General features: G+C 68.9%; 4 protein-coding genes. 3 read left to right on the forward strand and 1 reads right to left on the reverse strand.

The window, feature by feature from the left end; all coding sequences use genetic code 11:
• Positions 1 to 2 precede the first annotated feature (2 nt).
• The gene (gene lapG, locus M8R19_RS01190; protein WP_116423406.1) at positions 3 to 704 is read right to left on the reverse strand and encodes a cysteine protease LapG; all 702 of its coding nucleotides are present in this window, start codon (positions 702 to 704) and stop codon (positions 3 to 5) included.
• Between the two features lie 443 nt (positions 705 to 1147).
• On the opposite strand from lapG, the gene M8R19_RS01195 reads away from it, so the two are divergent.
• The 3 genes from M8R19_RS01195 to M8R19_RS01205 are packed head-to-tail and all read left to right on the forward strand — an operon-like array spanning position 1148 to position 14890.
• The gene (locus M8R19_RS01195; protein WP_249916770.1) at positions 1148 to 12469 is read left to right on the forward strand and encodes a cadherin-like domain-containing protein; all 11322 of its coding nucleotides are present in this window, start codon (positions 1148 to 1150) and stop codon (positions 12467 to 12469) included.
• A 47-nt stretch (positions 12470 to 12516) separates the two neighbouring features.
• Positions 12517 to 14121, forward strand: a complete 1605-nt coding sequence (locus M8R19_RS01200; RefSeq protein WP_249916771.1) for a TolC family protein — start codon at positions 12517 to 12519, stop codon at positions 14119 to 14121.
• A complete protein-coding gene (locus M8R19_RS01205; RefSeq protein WP_116423403.1) occupies positions 14105 to 14890 on the forward strand; it encodes an efflux RND transporter periplasmic adaptor subunit in 786 nt (261 codons plus the stop codon). Before M8R19_RS01200 ends, M8R19_RS01205 begins: the two co-directional genes overlap by 17 nt.
• The last annotated feature ends 3 nt before the right edge of the window (positions 14891 to 14893 follow it).

The following is a 14893-nucleotide window of genomic DNA, read 5'->3' on the forward strand; positions in this document are numbered from 1 at the left end:
CGCTACTCGCGCGAGGGGAACCCCTCGGCCTCCATTTTCCGCAACAGGTCCTGCCAGCGCGACAGCCGCTTGCTGTCGCCCACCTGCTTGCCTCCGCCGCCGTCGGCCAGCCACAGCCCTTCGCCGTTGAAGGCGTACACCGGCTGCAGGTCGTCGCGCTGCGAGGCCGGCAGGATGCTGCCGATCAGGTTGTCCAGCACCAGCGGCACCGCTTCGGGCCGCGGGTAGTAGGTCAGCACCATGTGCGCCTGGTTCAGGCGCAGCGCCTTGACGTAGGTGATGCGCAATTTCTGCGCCGGCACCCCTAGGTGGCGCAGGCTGACGTACTTGGCGATGGCGAAGTCCTCGCAATCGCCGGCCCCCTTGAGCAGGGCCTCCACCGGCGTGGCCCAGTAGTCCACCTGGTGCCACAGGCCGAGGTCGTCGGTGAAACGCAGCTGGCGATTGAAGAAGTCGTTGACCGCCCGCAGCTGCTCCTGCTCGTCGGCGCCCACCTCGTCGGCCAGCACCCGCTGCCAGGCCTCGATGCGCGCGCGCCCTGCCCCCAACGGGCCATACAGCGCCTCGGCGCGGCGGGCGATCAGGGTGAAATCCCAGTCCGCCTCCAGCCACCCGGGGAACCATGCAAAGGTAGCGGTCACGACCACGGTGGCCAGCCACGGCAACCTCCGCCGCGGGCCCCCCATTCGCCCGTTCGACAACATCGTCACTTCCTGCCAGCGGACCATCCGGCACCCCACGGGGGCCGGCGCCGCATGGTGCGGGCTGGCGCTGGAAAAGGCAATGGCAATATGAAATCACCAAGGCATTACAGCGGGTTTTCCCGCCTGCCCGCCCAGCGTTGTTTTCGTCTTCGAAGCCGGTTGTCACAAAATGAATACATCCGGGCCATGGCTGTTTCCAGAGCGCGGCTGCACAGCAGGAAAAGGCGTTCTAGAGCGCCCGAGGAATCATGACCATTGGGTCATGAAATACTGCCGGGAGCATTAATTCGTACGGTGCATATACCTCAGAAACTTCCTTAAGAAATTGATGTAACAAAACTGAGCAAATTCACGATTCCTGGCTAGGCTAATGGCCAGAGAAAGCTCGCGTTAGAAGTCCGGGCGTTGTTTTTCGATCGCTGATTTCTGATGTGGGTATTCGTATGGAAATGTCGAAACCAAGCCGTCCGATCGCTGCATTCCGCCCCCGCAGCCAGGCCTTGGCACTGGAACCCAGAATCCTCTTCGACGGCGCCGCCGCCTCCGCCGCCGACCAGCAGCACCACGCCACCGACCACGCCGACCAGGCCGACGCCAGCCACACCCCCAGCACCCCGGACGCCGCCGCGGCCAAGGCCCCGGGCCAGCCGCGCACCCTGGTGGTGCTGGACAGCCGCGTGGAGAACCGCGAGCAGTTGACCGCCAACCTCGCCGCCAACGTCACCACCCTGGTGGTGGATGCCGGCCAGGACGCCCTGGCGGCGATCAGCGCGGCGCTGGCGCAGCTGGGCAAGGTCGACTCGATCCAGATCTTCTCCCACGGCGCCTCCGGCCAGTTCACCCTGGGCAACCAGACCTTCACCGCGGCCAACCTCGACCAGTTCGGCAGCACCCTGAACAGCTGGCGCGGCGAACTCGACGCCGGCGCCGACATCCAGCTCTACGGTTGCGCCGTGGGCGCCGGCAGCGCCGGCCAGGCCCTGGTCGACCGCCTGGCGCAATGGACCGGCGCCGACGTCGGCGCCTCCAGCAACGCCACGGGCGCCAGCGCCGCCGGCGGCGACTGGAACCTGGAGGTGCGCCACGGCGACCTCGACAAGAGCATCGCCCTGTCCGCCAGCACCCTCGACCATTTCCAGGGCCTGCTGGCCGACGCCGCGCCGACGGTGAGCATCAGCATGCCCGACAGCGACGTGCTGATCGGCGGCCAGTTCACCTTCACCGTCGACCTGAACAACGCCTCCAGCCAGGTCGGCTACGCGCCCTACGTCGACCTGTTCCTGCCGGCCACCGGCAAGGACGGCGACGACGGCATCAGCTTCGTCAGCGCCACCTACCTGGGCCAGACGGTGAAGAGCTACGTCATCACCTTCGACGCCAACGGCAACGCCACCCACCCGCTGGCCAAGGGCCCCGACGGCAACCCGCTGGTGATCACCGCCGCCAGCGTCGGCATGCGCCCGGGCGACCAGATGGTGGTGCTGCAGGTGCCCTACGCCAGCGTGTCCCAGGACCAGCCGACCATCTCCCTGCAGATCACCGCGAGCCTGAGCAACCTGGCCGACACCAGCCTCACCGGCGGCAACCCGGACCTGACCATCGGCGCCCGCGGCGGCTTCGAGTACGGCAACGACTCGCTGAACAACCCCACGGTCGACCCCAGCCTGGTGGAAGCCACGCTGCACCCGCTGGTGATCCACCCGACCCTCGTCGACCTCACCCAGAACCTCGACATGACCGAGGGCGAGACCGCCACCGGCCCCAACTTCACCCACAACCAGACGGTCACCGTCACCCCGGCCAGCGGCCAGACCCTGCACAACGTGGTGGTCACCCAGAACGTGCCGGGCGACGTCCAGGTCACCGCCATCACCCCCGGCGCCGGCGGCACCCTGACCTCCATCACCCTGCGCGACGGCAGCGTGCTGACCGACCCGACGGCGATAGCCGCGGCCATCGCCAACGACAATATCTTCATCACTGCCTACAGCATCACCTACGCGACCCTGAGCGCGCCGGCCACCTCCACCGTGACCTTCTACGTGCCCGAGGTGGGCGCCGACGGCAATGCCGTGCTCGACCCCGCCACCGGCAACGCGGTCAACATCGACTTCGGCGCCCCCAGCGCCACCGGCCAGTGGACGCCGCTGGACCCGCGCGACCTGACGCCGCCGGAAACCGACGTGGACTTCAGCGCCACCGGCGACGGCACCGGCGGCGAGTTCGTCGCCAAGTCCATCACCCTGTACAAGCAGGCGGTGCTGCAGACCGACGTCGGCACCGCCGGCCTGAGCCCGGGCGACACCCTGCGCTACGTGCTCAACGTGGCCCTGTCGGACTACTTCGCCTTCGGCGAGAACATCCTCCAGGAAGGCCAGTTCGCCATCACCGACACCCTCGCCGACGGCCAGACGCTGACCGGCCCGCTGACCATGACGCTCAGCCAGAACGGCGCCAGCGGCACCATCAACCTGCTCTACACCGCCACCGCCAACGCCGACGGCACCACCAGCATCGTCATCGACATCGGCGAGTCGCTGCGCCAGGCCTCGGAACTGCTCGGCGCGCTGTTCGGCGACCTGGCCTTCGACAATGTGCAGACCGCCGCCACCACCGCGGTGATCAGCTACAACGCCTTCATCGACCAGGCCTACACCTCCAGCTACCCGCAGAGCGAGATCAACGAAGGCGACAGCTTCGGCAACGACGCCACCGTCACCGCCACCGTACTCGAAGACGTGATCAACCTCGGCGGCATCCAGAGCGACGGCTCCAGCACCAGCAGCAGCATCGCCACCAGCCAGGTGGACATCGACATCGTCCAGGTCAACGGCGGCACCCCGCCGGCTTCCGGCGAACTGCGCCCGGGCGACCTGGTGACCTTCCAGCTGTCCTACGACCTGCTCACCGGCGACTACGAGAACTTCAAGCTCACCGCCTACCTGCCGCTGCCGCTGCTGGACGTCAGCGCCCTGGGCAACCTGGTCCAGGGCAACGGCGTCAACCAGTGGAACTTCGGCGCCGGCGACAGCGACCCGACGCGGGCGGTCACGGTGTCCGTCGGCCCCGGCAACTCGATCGTGTTCGACTTCGGCGACTACGAGATCAGCCAGACCGCCGGCGGGCGCATCGTCGTCACCTTCACCCTGCGCGTCGGCGACCAGCCCTTCGCCGACCAGCGTTCCCTGGACGTGCTCGCGCAGTCCAGCCAGACCACCACCATCGACCAGACGCCGCTGATCTCCTCGGACGTCGAGGAAGTGGTGTCCATCGCCGAGCCGGTGCTGGACATCAAGCACGGCGTGGTCTCCAGCAGCAACGGCACGGTCACCGGCACCAGCGGCACCTGGACCGCGCCGGGCACCGGCGGCAAGCCCTTCAGCGGCAACGTCACCGACCTTGCGGCGATCGATGGCGACGTCAGCGGCATCGATGCCGGCGACACCCTGCGCCTGGCCACCGCCATCGAGAACAGCGGCGGCGGCGGCGCCTTCGACGTGGTCACCAGCATCACCCTGCCGCCGGACCTGGCCTTCGTCGGCGGCAGCCTGGCCGCGGCCAACCTGCAGATCTACCGCGGCGACGGCACCCTGCTGCAGCTGAACGTGGACTACAGCGTCTCCGGCAACACCATCACCTTCCTCGACGCCGGCGCCGTGGCCTCGCTGCTGCCCGGGCGGGCCGGCACCGCCGCCGACAACAGCGGGCAGAACATCGTCGTCATCACCTACGACGTCACCGTCAACACCGCGGTGGCCGCCAGCCGCACCCTGCAGAGCACCGCGAGCCTGTCCCACTACGCCAGCGTCGAGGGCGGCAGCGACTTCCTCCCCGGCGCCGACCTCACCGAGCTGGCCAACCAGCAGGTCGCCGCCCCGGTGATCAGCAAGGTCTTCGCCGGCGGCAGCCTGGACGACGGCGACTCCAGCGCCAGCCACACCACCGGCAGCAACCTGGTGGTCGGCGAGAGCATGCTCTACGACATAGTCGTGCGCCTGCCCGAAGGCAGCACCGGCAACCTCAGCATCGACGACCTGATCCCGCCGGGCATGCGCCTGGACACCAGCTTCAACGGCGGCCAGGGCTACCAGCTGATCCTCACCGCCGCGGGCAGCGGCGGCAGCCTGGCCCAGGACTTCGCCGGCAACGTGGTGATCAGCGGCATCGCCGGCGTCGGCGGCACCCTGGGCGCCGACGGCGTCGACGCGCGCTTCAGCTTCAGCGCCTTCGCCACCAACGCGGACAACAACACCGGCAACAACACCTTCGTCATCCGCGTGCAACTGGTAGTCAGCAACGTCATCGGCAACCAGGCCAACAAATCGCTGCAGAACAGCGCCAACCTGCATTACCAGGACCCCGACGGCGACACGGCCAACGGCGCCACGCCGCTGGAGCGCCAGGTCAACCTCAGCGGCGGCGCACCGACCATCACGGTGCGCGAGCCCACCCTGCAGATCACCCAGACCGTCGACACCGTCCCCGACTTCGTCGGCTTCGAGGAAGGCGACGTGGTGGACTTCACCATCACCATCCGCAACGGCAACGGCGCCAACGACTACGCGGCCTTCGACATCAGCCTGCTGGACACCCTGCCCAGCGAGCTGGACGGCGTGACCATCACCGGCGTCATCTACTCCGGCGCCACCAACAACGGCGGCGTCGACTTCGTCATCCAGGGCGGCCAGCTGGTCACCGCCAGCGGCGCCAACATCGACATCGCCAAGGGCGGCAGCATCGTCCTGCACCTGCGCGGCACGGTGAACGCCAGCGCCGCCGGCCAGGCGGTATTCAACAACGTCGCCCAGGTGCAGTGGACCAGCCTCGACGGCGCCAACGCCGGCGAACGCAGCGGCGCCGACGGCGTGCTCAACGGCGGCAGCCTGAACGACTACCGGCTCGACTCCATCCTGCCCTTCCCGGTCAGCAACGGCATCCGCATCTCCCGTGTCGGCGGCATGCAGGACACCCCGCCGGCCACCAACGGCAGCGGCGCCACGGACACCTCCGGGCTCAACGAGAACGTCGCGGTGGGCGAAGTGATCCGCTACCGCGTGGTGGTGCTGGTGCCCGCCGGCGACAACCCCAACTACCAGGTCCGCATCGAGCTGGCCGCCGGGCTGGAGCTGCTTCCCGCCGACCTGAACAACATCCTCATCGCCCTGGTGTCGAGTAACCTCAACGGCCTGTCCAGCGACCGCACCCTGGTCAGCAGCGGCAGCGTCTGGATGCAGGGCAACCAGGACAGCGCCGTGGCCCAGGCGATCAACGCCGACCTCAGCGGCGTCGTGCCCAGCGGTGTGTTCGACGGCAATGCCAGCAACCTGAGCATCGTCACCAACCCCGACGGCACCCAGACGGTGACCTTCAACCTGGGCAACCTGACCAACACCGAAACCAACGACAGCGACATCGAAGGCGTGGTGCTGGAATTCAACGTGCGCGTCACCAACGTGGCCAGCAACCAGAGCAGCGCCGCCCTCGGCGTGCAGGCCATCGAGCACGTGGGCCAGGCGGGCCAGGACGTCGACCGCGGCAAGAGCGACATCCTCTTCGAGCGCGTGGTGGAGCCCAGCTTCACCGGCCTGGACAAACAGGTCGTCGACATCCTGCCGGGCGTCGGCACCACGACCACCACGGTGTCGGTGAGCTTCACCCAGAACGGCGAGATACCGGCCTACAACGTGCACCTGCAGGACCAGTTCCCCAACGGCAGCAACTACCAGGTGCAGAGCATCCTGATCAACGGCACGGCGCTGAACCTGGCGAACCTGCCGGCCGGCATCAGCGTCAGCGCCAACGGCGCCATCTCCGTCGACTTCGACCGCCTGGCGGTGGGCGACAAGGTGCAGGTGATCTACACCGTCACCGTGCCCAACACCGTGGTCGCGGACGATGCGTCCAGCGCGGCGGTACTGACCTGGACCAGCCTGCCGACCAGCTTCGAGACCGGCGGCTGGGGCGGCTCGCTGCCCGGCACCGCCGGCACCAGCGAAGGCGAGCGCACCGGCCAGGACGGCACGGCCGGGCTGAACAACTACGTGCTCAGCGAAGGCGCCGGCCTGGGCCTGGTGCAAGGCACCCTGTGGGACGACACCCAGTCGGCGGACAACAGCACCACGCCCGACGGCACCGGCTTCGCCGGGCTGACCGTGCAACTGACCTGGGCCGGCGCCGACGGCATCTTCGGCAACGGCGACGACCGCGTGTTCAGCACCCTCACCGACGCCAACGGCCACTACGAGTTCGCCCTGCTGCCGGCCGGCAACTACCTGATCGTGGTGCCGCAGAGCGTCCAGCTCAGCGCCAGCAACCGCTTCCAGGTGCGCATCGACACCGACACCGGCACCAGCGCCAGCGGCCTGGGCAGCGTCAGCATCGCCCTGGGCGAAGGCGTCAGCGGCACCGCCGACGCCGGCTACGTGCACCTCAACGAAGCGCCGGTCAACACCATCGCCGGCCAGCACGGCCAGGAAGACACGGTGCTGCACCTGACCGGCCTGGCCGTGGCCGACTCCGACGCCGGCAGCGGCATCCTCAGCATCACCCTCAGCGTGCAGCACGGCGTGCTCTGGCAGAGCGCCACGGCGCCGGGGCCGAACGACACGCCGCCCGGCGGCGCCAGCAACACCCTGGTGCTCACCGGCACCCTGCAGCAGCTGAACGTCCTGCTGTCGCAGGTCTATTACAAGGGCAACCAGGACTTCAACACCTTCCGCGACCGCGAAACCCTGACCATGGTCACCAACGACCAGGGCAACTTCGGCGACGCGAACAACGACGGCATCCCCGGGCAGAACCCACAGGACGCCCTGAGCGACACCGACCAGGTGCAGATCGTCATCGACCCGGTCAACGATGCGCCCATCGCCAACCCCGACACGGCCAGCGCCGTCGAGGCCGGCGGCACCAACAACGGCACCCCCGGCACCGACCCCAGCGGCAACGTGCTGAGCAACGACACCGACGTCGACATCGCCACCAACAACGACGTCCTGCGGGTGATCAGCGCCGGGGTGCAGGGCGACACCGAAGCCGGGGTGCCGGAGAACAGCTTCCGCATCGTCGAGGGGGCCTATGGCGGGCTGGTCATTTCCAGCACCGGCGGCTTCATCTATATCGTCAACAACGACAACCCCACCGTGCAGGCCCTGCGGCTCAACGGCAACACCCTGACGGAAGTCTTCACCTACACCATCACCGACCTGGCCGGCGCCACCAGCACCTCGACCATCACCATCACCATCCACGGCGCCAACGACACCCCCGTGGGCGTCAACGATGAAGCCACCGCGGTGGAAGCCGGCGGGGTGAACAACGGCACCCCGGGCGTGAACCCCACCGGCAACGTGCTGGACAACGACACCGACGTCGACCAGAACGGCGAGACCATGGCCGTCACCGGCGTCCGCAACCTGCGCGAGTCGGCCTCCGGCAGCATCACCGACGTCGTCGCCGGCACCCCGACGGTCATCACCGGCACCTACGGCACCCTGACCATCAGCGCCGACGGCAGCTACACCTACGTGGTGAACAACGACAACACCTCGGTGCAGCGCCTGGTGGTCGGCGACCAGCTGTTCGAGTACTTCACCTACCGCGTCACCGACGCCGGCGGCCTGAGCGACCTGGCCGAGCTGCGCATCACCATCGAGGGCGCCCACGACAACCCGGTGGCCAGCGACGACCAGGCCGTGGCCCAGGCCGCCGCCACCAACGACCCCTCGCTGGAAAGCAACCCCAGCGGCAACGTCATCCTCTTCCCCAGCCGTCCGGGGCCGATCACCCAGCCCGGCGGCAACGGCGTGGACACCGACGTCGACCGCATCGACCGGCCCAGCAGCAACCTGCACGTGACCGGCATCAGCTCGGCCACCGAACTGTCCGCCCCCGGCATGACCGCAGTGGCCGCCGGCAGCACCTCCGGCAGCAACGGCACCGTGATCCAGGCCACCTATGCCGAGCAGAACGGCGTGCAGATCACCGACCCGGATTCCTTCGGCGCCCTGACCATCGGCGCCGACGGCTCCTTCACCTTCGACGTCAACAGCGACAACGCGAGCATCCAGGGCCTGGCCGCCGGGCAGAGCATCCAGGTCATCTACACCTACGAGATCACCGACACCGAAGGCCTCACCGACCGCGCCCAGCTGGTCATCACCATCCGCGGGGTGAACGACCCGCCGGTGGCCCAGGTGGTAGTGACCACCGCCGTGGAAAAAGGCGGGGTGAACAACGCAAGCCCGGGCAGCGACCCCAACGGCGACATCACCACCCTGGCCTTCGACCCGGACGGCGACCCCATCAGCGTGGCCACGGTGAACGGCACGCCCCTGCTCGGCAACGGCCCCACCGTCATCGTCGGCACCTACGGCACCCTGACCATCAACGTCGACGGCACCTACAGCTATGCGCTGGACAACGCCAACCCGGACGTCGAGGCGCTGCGGCTGGACACCGACCGCCTGTTCGAAGGCTTCACCTACACCCTCACCGACGGCAGGGACGGCTTCTCCGACCCGTCCTTCCTGCTGATCGTCATCCACGGCCAGAACGACAATCCGGTGGCCCGCGACGACAGCGCCGCCGCGGTGGAAGCCGGCGGCATCAACAACAACCAGCCGGGCGTCGACCCCACCGGCAACGTGCTGGTCAACGACAGCGACGTCGACTCCCCCGGCAACGGCGAGACCACCACCGTCAGCGCCGTGCGCACCGGCGCCGAGGGCGGCAGCGGCAGCGCCGGCAGCCTCAGCGTGGAACTGCGCGGCCAGTACGGCTGGCTGACGCTCAACGCCGACGGCAGCTACCGCTACCGCCTGGACAACAGCGACCCGCGGGTGCAGGCCCTGCGCAGCAGCGCCGACCAACTGGTCGACACCTTCACCTACACGGTGATCGACACCGCCCTGGCCACCGACCAGGCCACCCTCAGCATCACCATCAGCGGCGCCAACGACACCCCGGTGGCGCAGAACGACAGCGCCACCGCCATCGAGGCCGGCGGCCTGAACAACGGCACGCCCGGCAGCAACCCCACCGGCAACGTGCTCGGCAACGACAGCGACGTGGACGCCGGCGACGTGCTCAGCGTGGCCGGCTTCCGCCAGGGTTCCAGCATCGGCAGCGTGGGCAGCGCCTTCATCGCCACCTACGGCACCCTGACGCTGAACGCCGACGGCAGCTTCAGCTACGTGCTGGACAACGCCAACCCGCTGGTGCAGGCCCTGCGCACCGCCGGCGACACCCTGCAGGAAACCTTCACCTACACCCTGCGCGACCTGGCCGGCGCCACCACCACCGCCACCCTGACCATCACCATCCAGGGCCGCAACGACAACCCGCTGGCGGTCAACGACAGCGCCGAGGCCGTAGAGGCCGGCGGGGTGAACAACGGCACCCCGGGGGTGAATCCCAGCGGCAACGTACTGACCAACGATACCGACGTGGACGCCGGCGACAGCAAGACGGTCGACGGCATCCGCACCGGCACCGAGGCCGCCGGCGGCACCTTCACCACTGTCAGCGGCAGCCAGGTGATCAGCGGCCAGTACGGCACGCTGACCATCGGCGCCAACGGCGCCTTCAGCTACGTGCTGAACAACCAGGATGCCCGGGTGCAGGCGCTGAAGGCCGGCGAGACGCTGGTCGAGACCTTCAGCTACCGCATGCACGACACCGCCGGCGCCAGCGACATCGCCCAGCTCACCCTGACCATCCGCGGCGCCTACGACACCCCGGTGGCCAACGACGACCTGGACCTGGCCCTGGCGGCGAAACCGGACATCAGCGACGGCTTCGACCCCAGCGGCAACGTGCTGGACAACGACACCGACGTCGACGCCGGCGACAGCAAGAACGTCAGCGGCATCCGCAGCGGCCAGGAAAGCGCCGGCGGCACCCTGGTGGCGGTGAGCCCAGGCACCAGCAATGCCAACGGCACCATCATCGACGGCCTCTACGGGCAACTGATCATCGGCGCCGACGGCACCTACACCTACCACGTCGACAACGGCAACCCCATCGTCCAGCAGCTGGGCCTGCTGGAAACCCTCAGCGACTACTTCACCTACGAAGTCCGCGACGGCGGCGGCCTGGTGGACCTGGCCCAGCTGCACATCGTGGTGTTCGGCCTCAACTCGCCGCCCGTGGCCAACCCCGACGGCGCCGACGCCACCGAGGCCGGCGGCCTGAACAACAACGTGCCGGGCGTCGACCCCGGCGGCAACGTGCTGGACAACGACACCGACCTGGAAAACAACCCGCTGACCGTCACCGAAATCCGCACCGGCACCGACACCAGCACCCCGCCCGACGGCGTGGTCGGCACGCCGCTGCAGGGCCGCTACGGCACCCTGACGCTCAACGCCGACGGCAGCTGGAGCTACCGCGTGGACAACGCCAACCCCGAGGTGCAGGCCCTGCGCACCGCGGGTCAGACGCTGACCGACGTGTTCACCTACACCATCGCGGACACCTGGTTCTTCACCAGCAGCACCCAGTTGGTCATCGTCATCCACGGCGCCAACGACACCCCCATCGCCCACGACGACGCCGCCATCGCCGTGGAGGCCGGCGGGGTGAACAACGCCACCCCAGGCGTGAACCCCACCGGCAACGTGCTGGACAACGACACCGACGTCGACAGCCTGGCCAACGGCGAGACGCGCCAGGTGCTCAGGGTGAGCAGCGAGACCGGCGCCGTGGCCGCGGCCGGCAGCGTGCTGCAGGGCCGCTACGGCACCCTGGTGATCAACGCCGACGGCAGCTATCGCTACGAGGTGAACAACGCGGACCCGGTCGTGCAGGCCCTGCGCACCGCCGGCGAGACCCTGCGCGAAGTCTTCACCTACCGCATGCGCGACACCGCCGGCGCCACCTCCGATGCGCGCCTGACCGTGACCATCCAGGGCGCCGACGACAACCCGGTGGCGCGCAACGACAGCAACACCGCCAGCGACCAGGTGGTCGCGCCCCAGGCCAGCGGCAACGTGCTGCCCAACGACAGCGACGTCGACGGCGGCGACCGCCTGACCGTGGTCGGTGTGCGCGTCGGCGCGGAAAACGCCAGCGGCGCGGCCGGCAGCGTCGGCCAGGTGCTGGCCGGGCGCTACGGCTTCCTCACCCTCAACGCCGACGGCAGCTACACCTACAGCATCGACCAGACCAACCCCGAGGTGCTCGCCGCCGCCGGCCTGGGCCGGGTGCTGCAGGACGTCTTCACCTACACCGTCGCCGACCTCGCCGGCGCCACCGACCAGGCCGAGCTGACCATCACCCTGGAGATCGCCTCGCCCTACATCCAGCCGCCGGCCGGCCCCTACTTCGGCCAGCGCCCCGGCGACGGCCAGCGCAATGCCCCCGGCCTGGGCCTGGAGCCGGCGATCTTCGTGCTGCCGGAAGTCGAGAGCATCGAGCTGCGCCTCATGCAATCCATGTGGCACGTGGACGGCAACCGCGCAGACCTGTTCCTCACCCCCGAGGTCGAGGCGGACTCGATCGGCGCGGGCCTGGGCCTGGTGCCCGGCCAGTACGTGGCCCAGGCGGTGGCCGAGAGCCGCGAGGCCAGCGAACGGGAAAGGGCCTGGATCGACGGCCGCCACGGCCGCGCCAACCTCAGCGCCGATGGCCTGCTCAGCGAACCCTCGCTCTGGGCGCCGCGCGCCAGCGACCTGGTGCCGGCCGCCGAGAAGCCCGCGCAGACCGCCCGCGGCTTCCGCCAACAGCTCCGCGATGCCGCGCAACGCAGGGGGAGCGCGAATTGAATCGGGATCGACAGAAAAGAACACGCATGGAACAACAAGGAACGCTTATGCCGGGACAACGCCTCAAGGCCTTGAGTGCCATCATCGCCGTCAGCACCGTGCTTGGCGCCTGCTCCTCGCTGATGGAGTCCAAACCCTACGACGAACAGCAGATGCGCCAGCGCGTCATCGACGACCAGGCGCGCATGTACCGCGAGCAGGAGCCGGTGAACGCGCCCATCACCTTCTACGAGGCCGCGGCGCGGGCCCTGAAATACAACCTCGACTACCGCCTGAAGCTGCTGGAAAGCGCCCTGGCCGCCGACCTGCGCGACGTCACCGCCCACGAGATGCTGCCGCGCCTGGTGGCCTCGGCCGGCTACGCCGGGCGCAACAACGACTCCGGCGGCACCTCCATCGGCATCCAGGACCGCCAGGTGTCCCTGCGCCCGTCCACCTCCGAGGAGCGCTACCGCGACATCGACAGCCTGGGCCTGTCCTGGAGCCTGCTGGACTTCGGCGTGGCCTACTACCGCACCCAGCAGAAGGCCGACCAGATCCACATGGCCGAGGAGCGCCGCGAGCGCGTGGCGCAGAACGTCATGCAGGACGTGCGCAACGCCTACTGGCGGGCCCTGGGCGCCCAGCGCCTGCTGCCGGAGGTGGACAACCTCCTGCTGCGCACCCACCGCGCCCTCACCGCCGCCCGCGAGGCCGAGAACCAGGGCCTGCTGCCGCGCCAGGACATCCTCGCCTACCAGCGCGCCCTGCTCGACTCGGTGTACATGCTCACCGTGCGCCGCCAGGACCTGGAGTTCGCCCGCGCCGAGCTGGCCGCGCTGATGTCGCTGCCGCCGAACTCGAAGATGCTCCTGGCCGACACCAGCGAGCCGCCGCTGCCGCTGGTCACCAGCAACGTCGAGAAGCTGGAGCAGCTGTCGCTGCAGCACCGCCCGGAAATCATGGAGGAGTGGTACCGCAAGCGCGTCGACGAGAACGACCTGAAGATCGCCAAGGCCCAGTTGTGGCCCAACGTCAGCGTCAACTACGGCTACCAGTACGACTCCAACAAGTACCTGTACAACAACCACTGGAACGAGACCGGCGTGCAGGTCTCCATCAACCTGCTGCGCCTGCTGCAGTACCCGGCGCTGAACACCGCCCAGCAGACCCAGGCCAAGACCGACGACATGCGCCGCACCGCGCTGTCCATGGCCATCCTCACCCAGGTCCGCGTCGGCCTGCTACGCTACCAGCTGGCGCGCCAGGAAGTGGAATTCGCCAACGACAGCCTGCGCGTCGACAAGAGCCTGCTGGACTACGCGCAGAAGGCCCGCAGCGCCGCCCTGGGCACCGAGCTGGAACTGATCCGCGCCGAGGGCCGCTACCTGCTCTCGCGCTACCAGCGCGAGGCCGCCTACTCCGACGCCCAGGCCGCCTGGGGCCGGCTGTACAACTCGGTGGGCTTCGCCGTGCTGCCGGACAAGGTGGAGAACCACGACGTGAAGACCCTGGCCCGGGAAATCCAGCGCACCCTCGAACAGGAGACCGGCAGCAACCTGCTCACCGCCAGCAGCGTGAGCCTGCCCGGCAGCAACCTCTCTGGCAGCAACCTCTCCAGCAACGCCCCCTCCAGCAGCCACGAAGGAAGCGCCAATGCCGCACAGCCGTAAGCCTTGCCTGTCGTTCCTGCCGCTGTTGTTCCTCGCCCTGCTGCCGTCGGCGTTCGCCGCCGACGGCGATCCCGCCCTCCCGCCGCCTGCCGCCGGCGACGAACCCAACGCCATCCGCGTGCTGCTGGTGTCGGACCTGGAAACCACCCTGTCCAGCCAGATGAACGGCACCCTCGGCGAACTCAAGGCCAGCCTCGGCCAGAAGGTCGGCAAGGACGCCCTGCTGGCCCAGCTGCAATGCGTCGAAGTGCAGGCCCGCGCCAAGGTCGCCGCCGCCGAGCTGGGCATGGCCCGGCAGAACCTGGCGGCCAAGCGCAACCTGCAGAAGCTCGACGCCGCCGGCGAACTGGAAGTGGCCATGGCCACCACCGAGGTGAGCAAGGCCGAGGGCGCCCTCACCCTGGCCCGCGCCCAGGCCGGCTACTGCCAGGTGCAGGCGCCCTTCGCCGGGCGCGTGGCCAAGGTCTACGTCAAGCCGTACCAGACCGTGCAGGCCGGCGCGCCGCTGTTCGACCTGGTCAGCGACGGCGCGCTCAAGGTGCGCCTGAACGTGCCCTCCACCCTGCTGCCACAGCTCAAGCCCGGCATGCCCGTGGAAGTGGAGATCCACGAGACCGGCAAGCGCTATCCGGCCAAGGTCAGCGCCATCAACGCGCGGGTCGACGCCGTGGCCCAGACCGTCGAGCTGGAGGCGCGCCTGGATGCGGCCTATCCTGAACTGATCGCGGGCATGAGCGGTACCGCGCGCTTCCCCGACGCGCAAGAGTAGGCA

It is taken from the genome of Pseudomonas sp. R3.Fl (assembly GCF_023516765.1).
In the GTDB taxonomy this organism is placed as follows: Bacteria; Pseudomonadota; Gammaproteobacteria; order Pseudomonadales; family Pseudomonadaceae; genus Pseudomonas; species Pseudomonas citronellolis.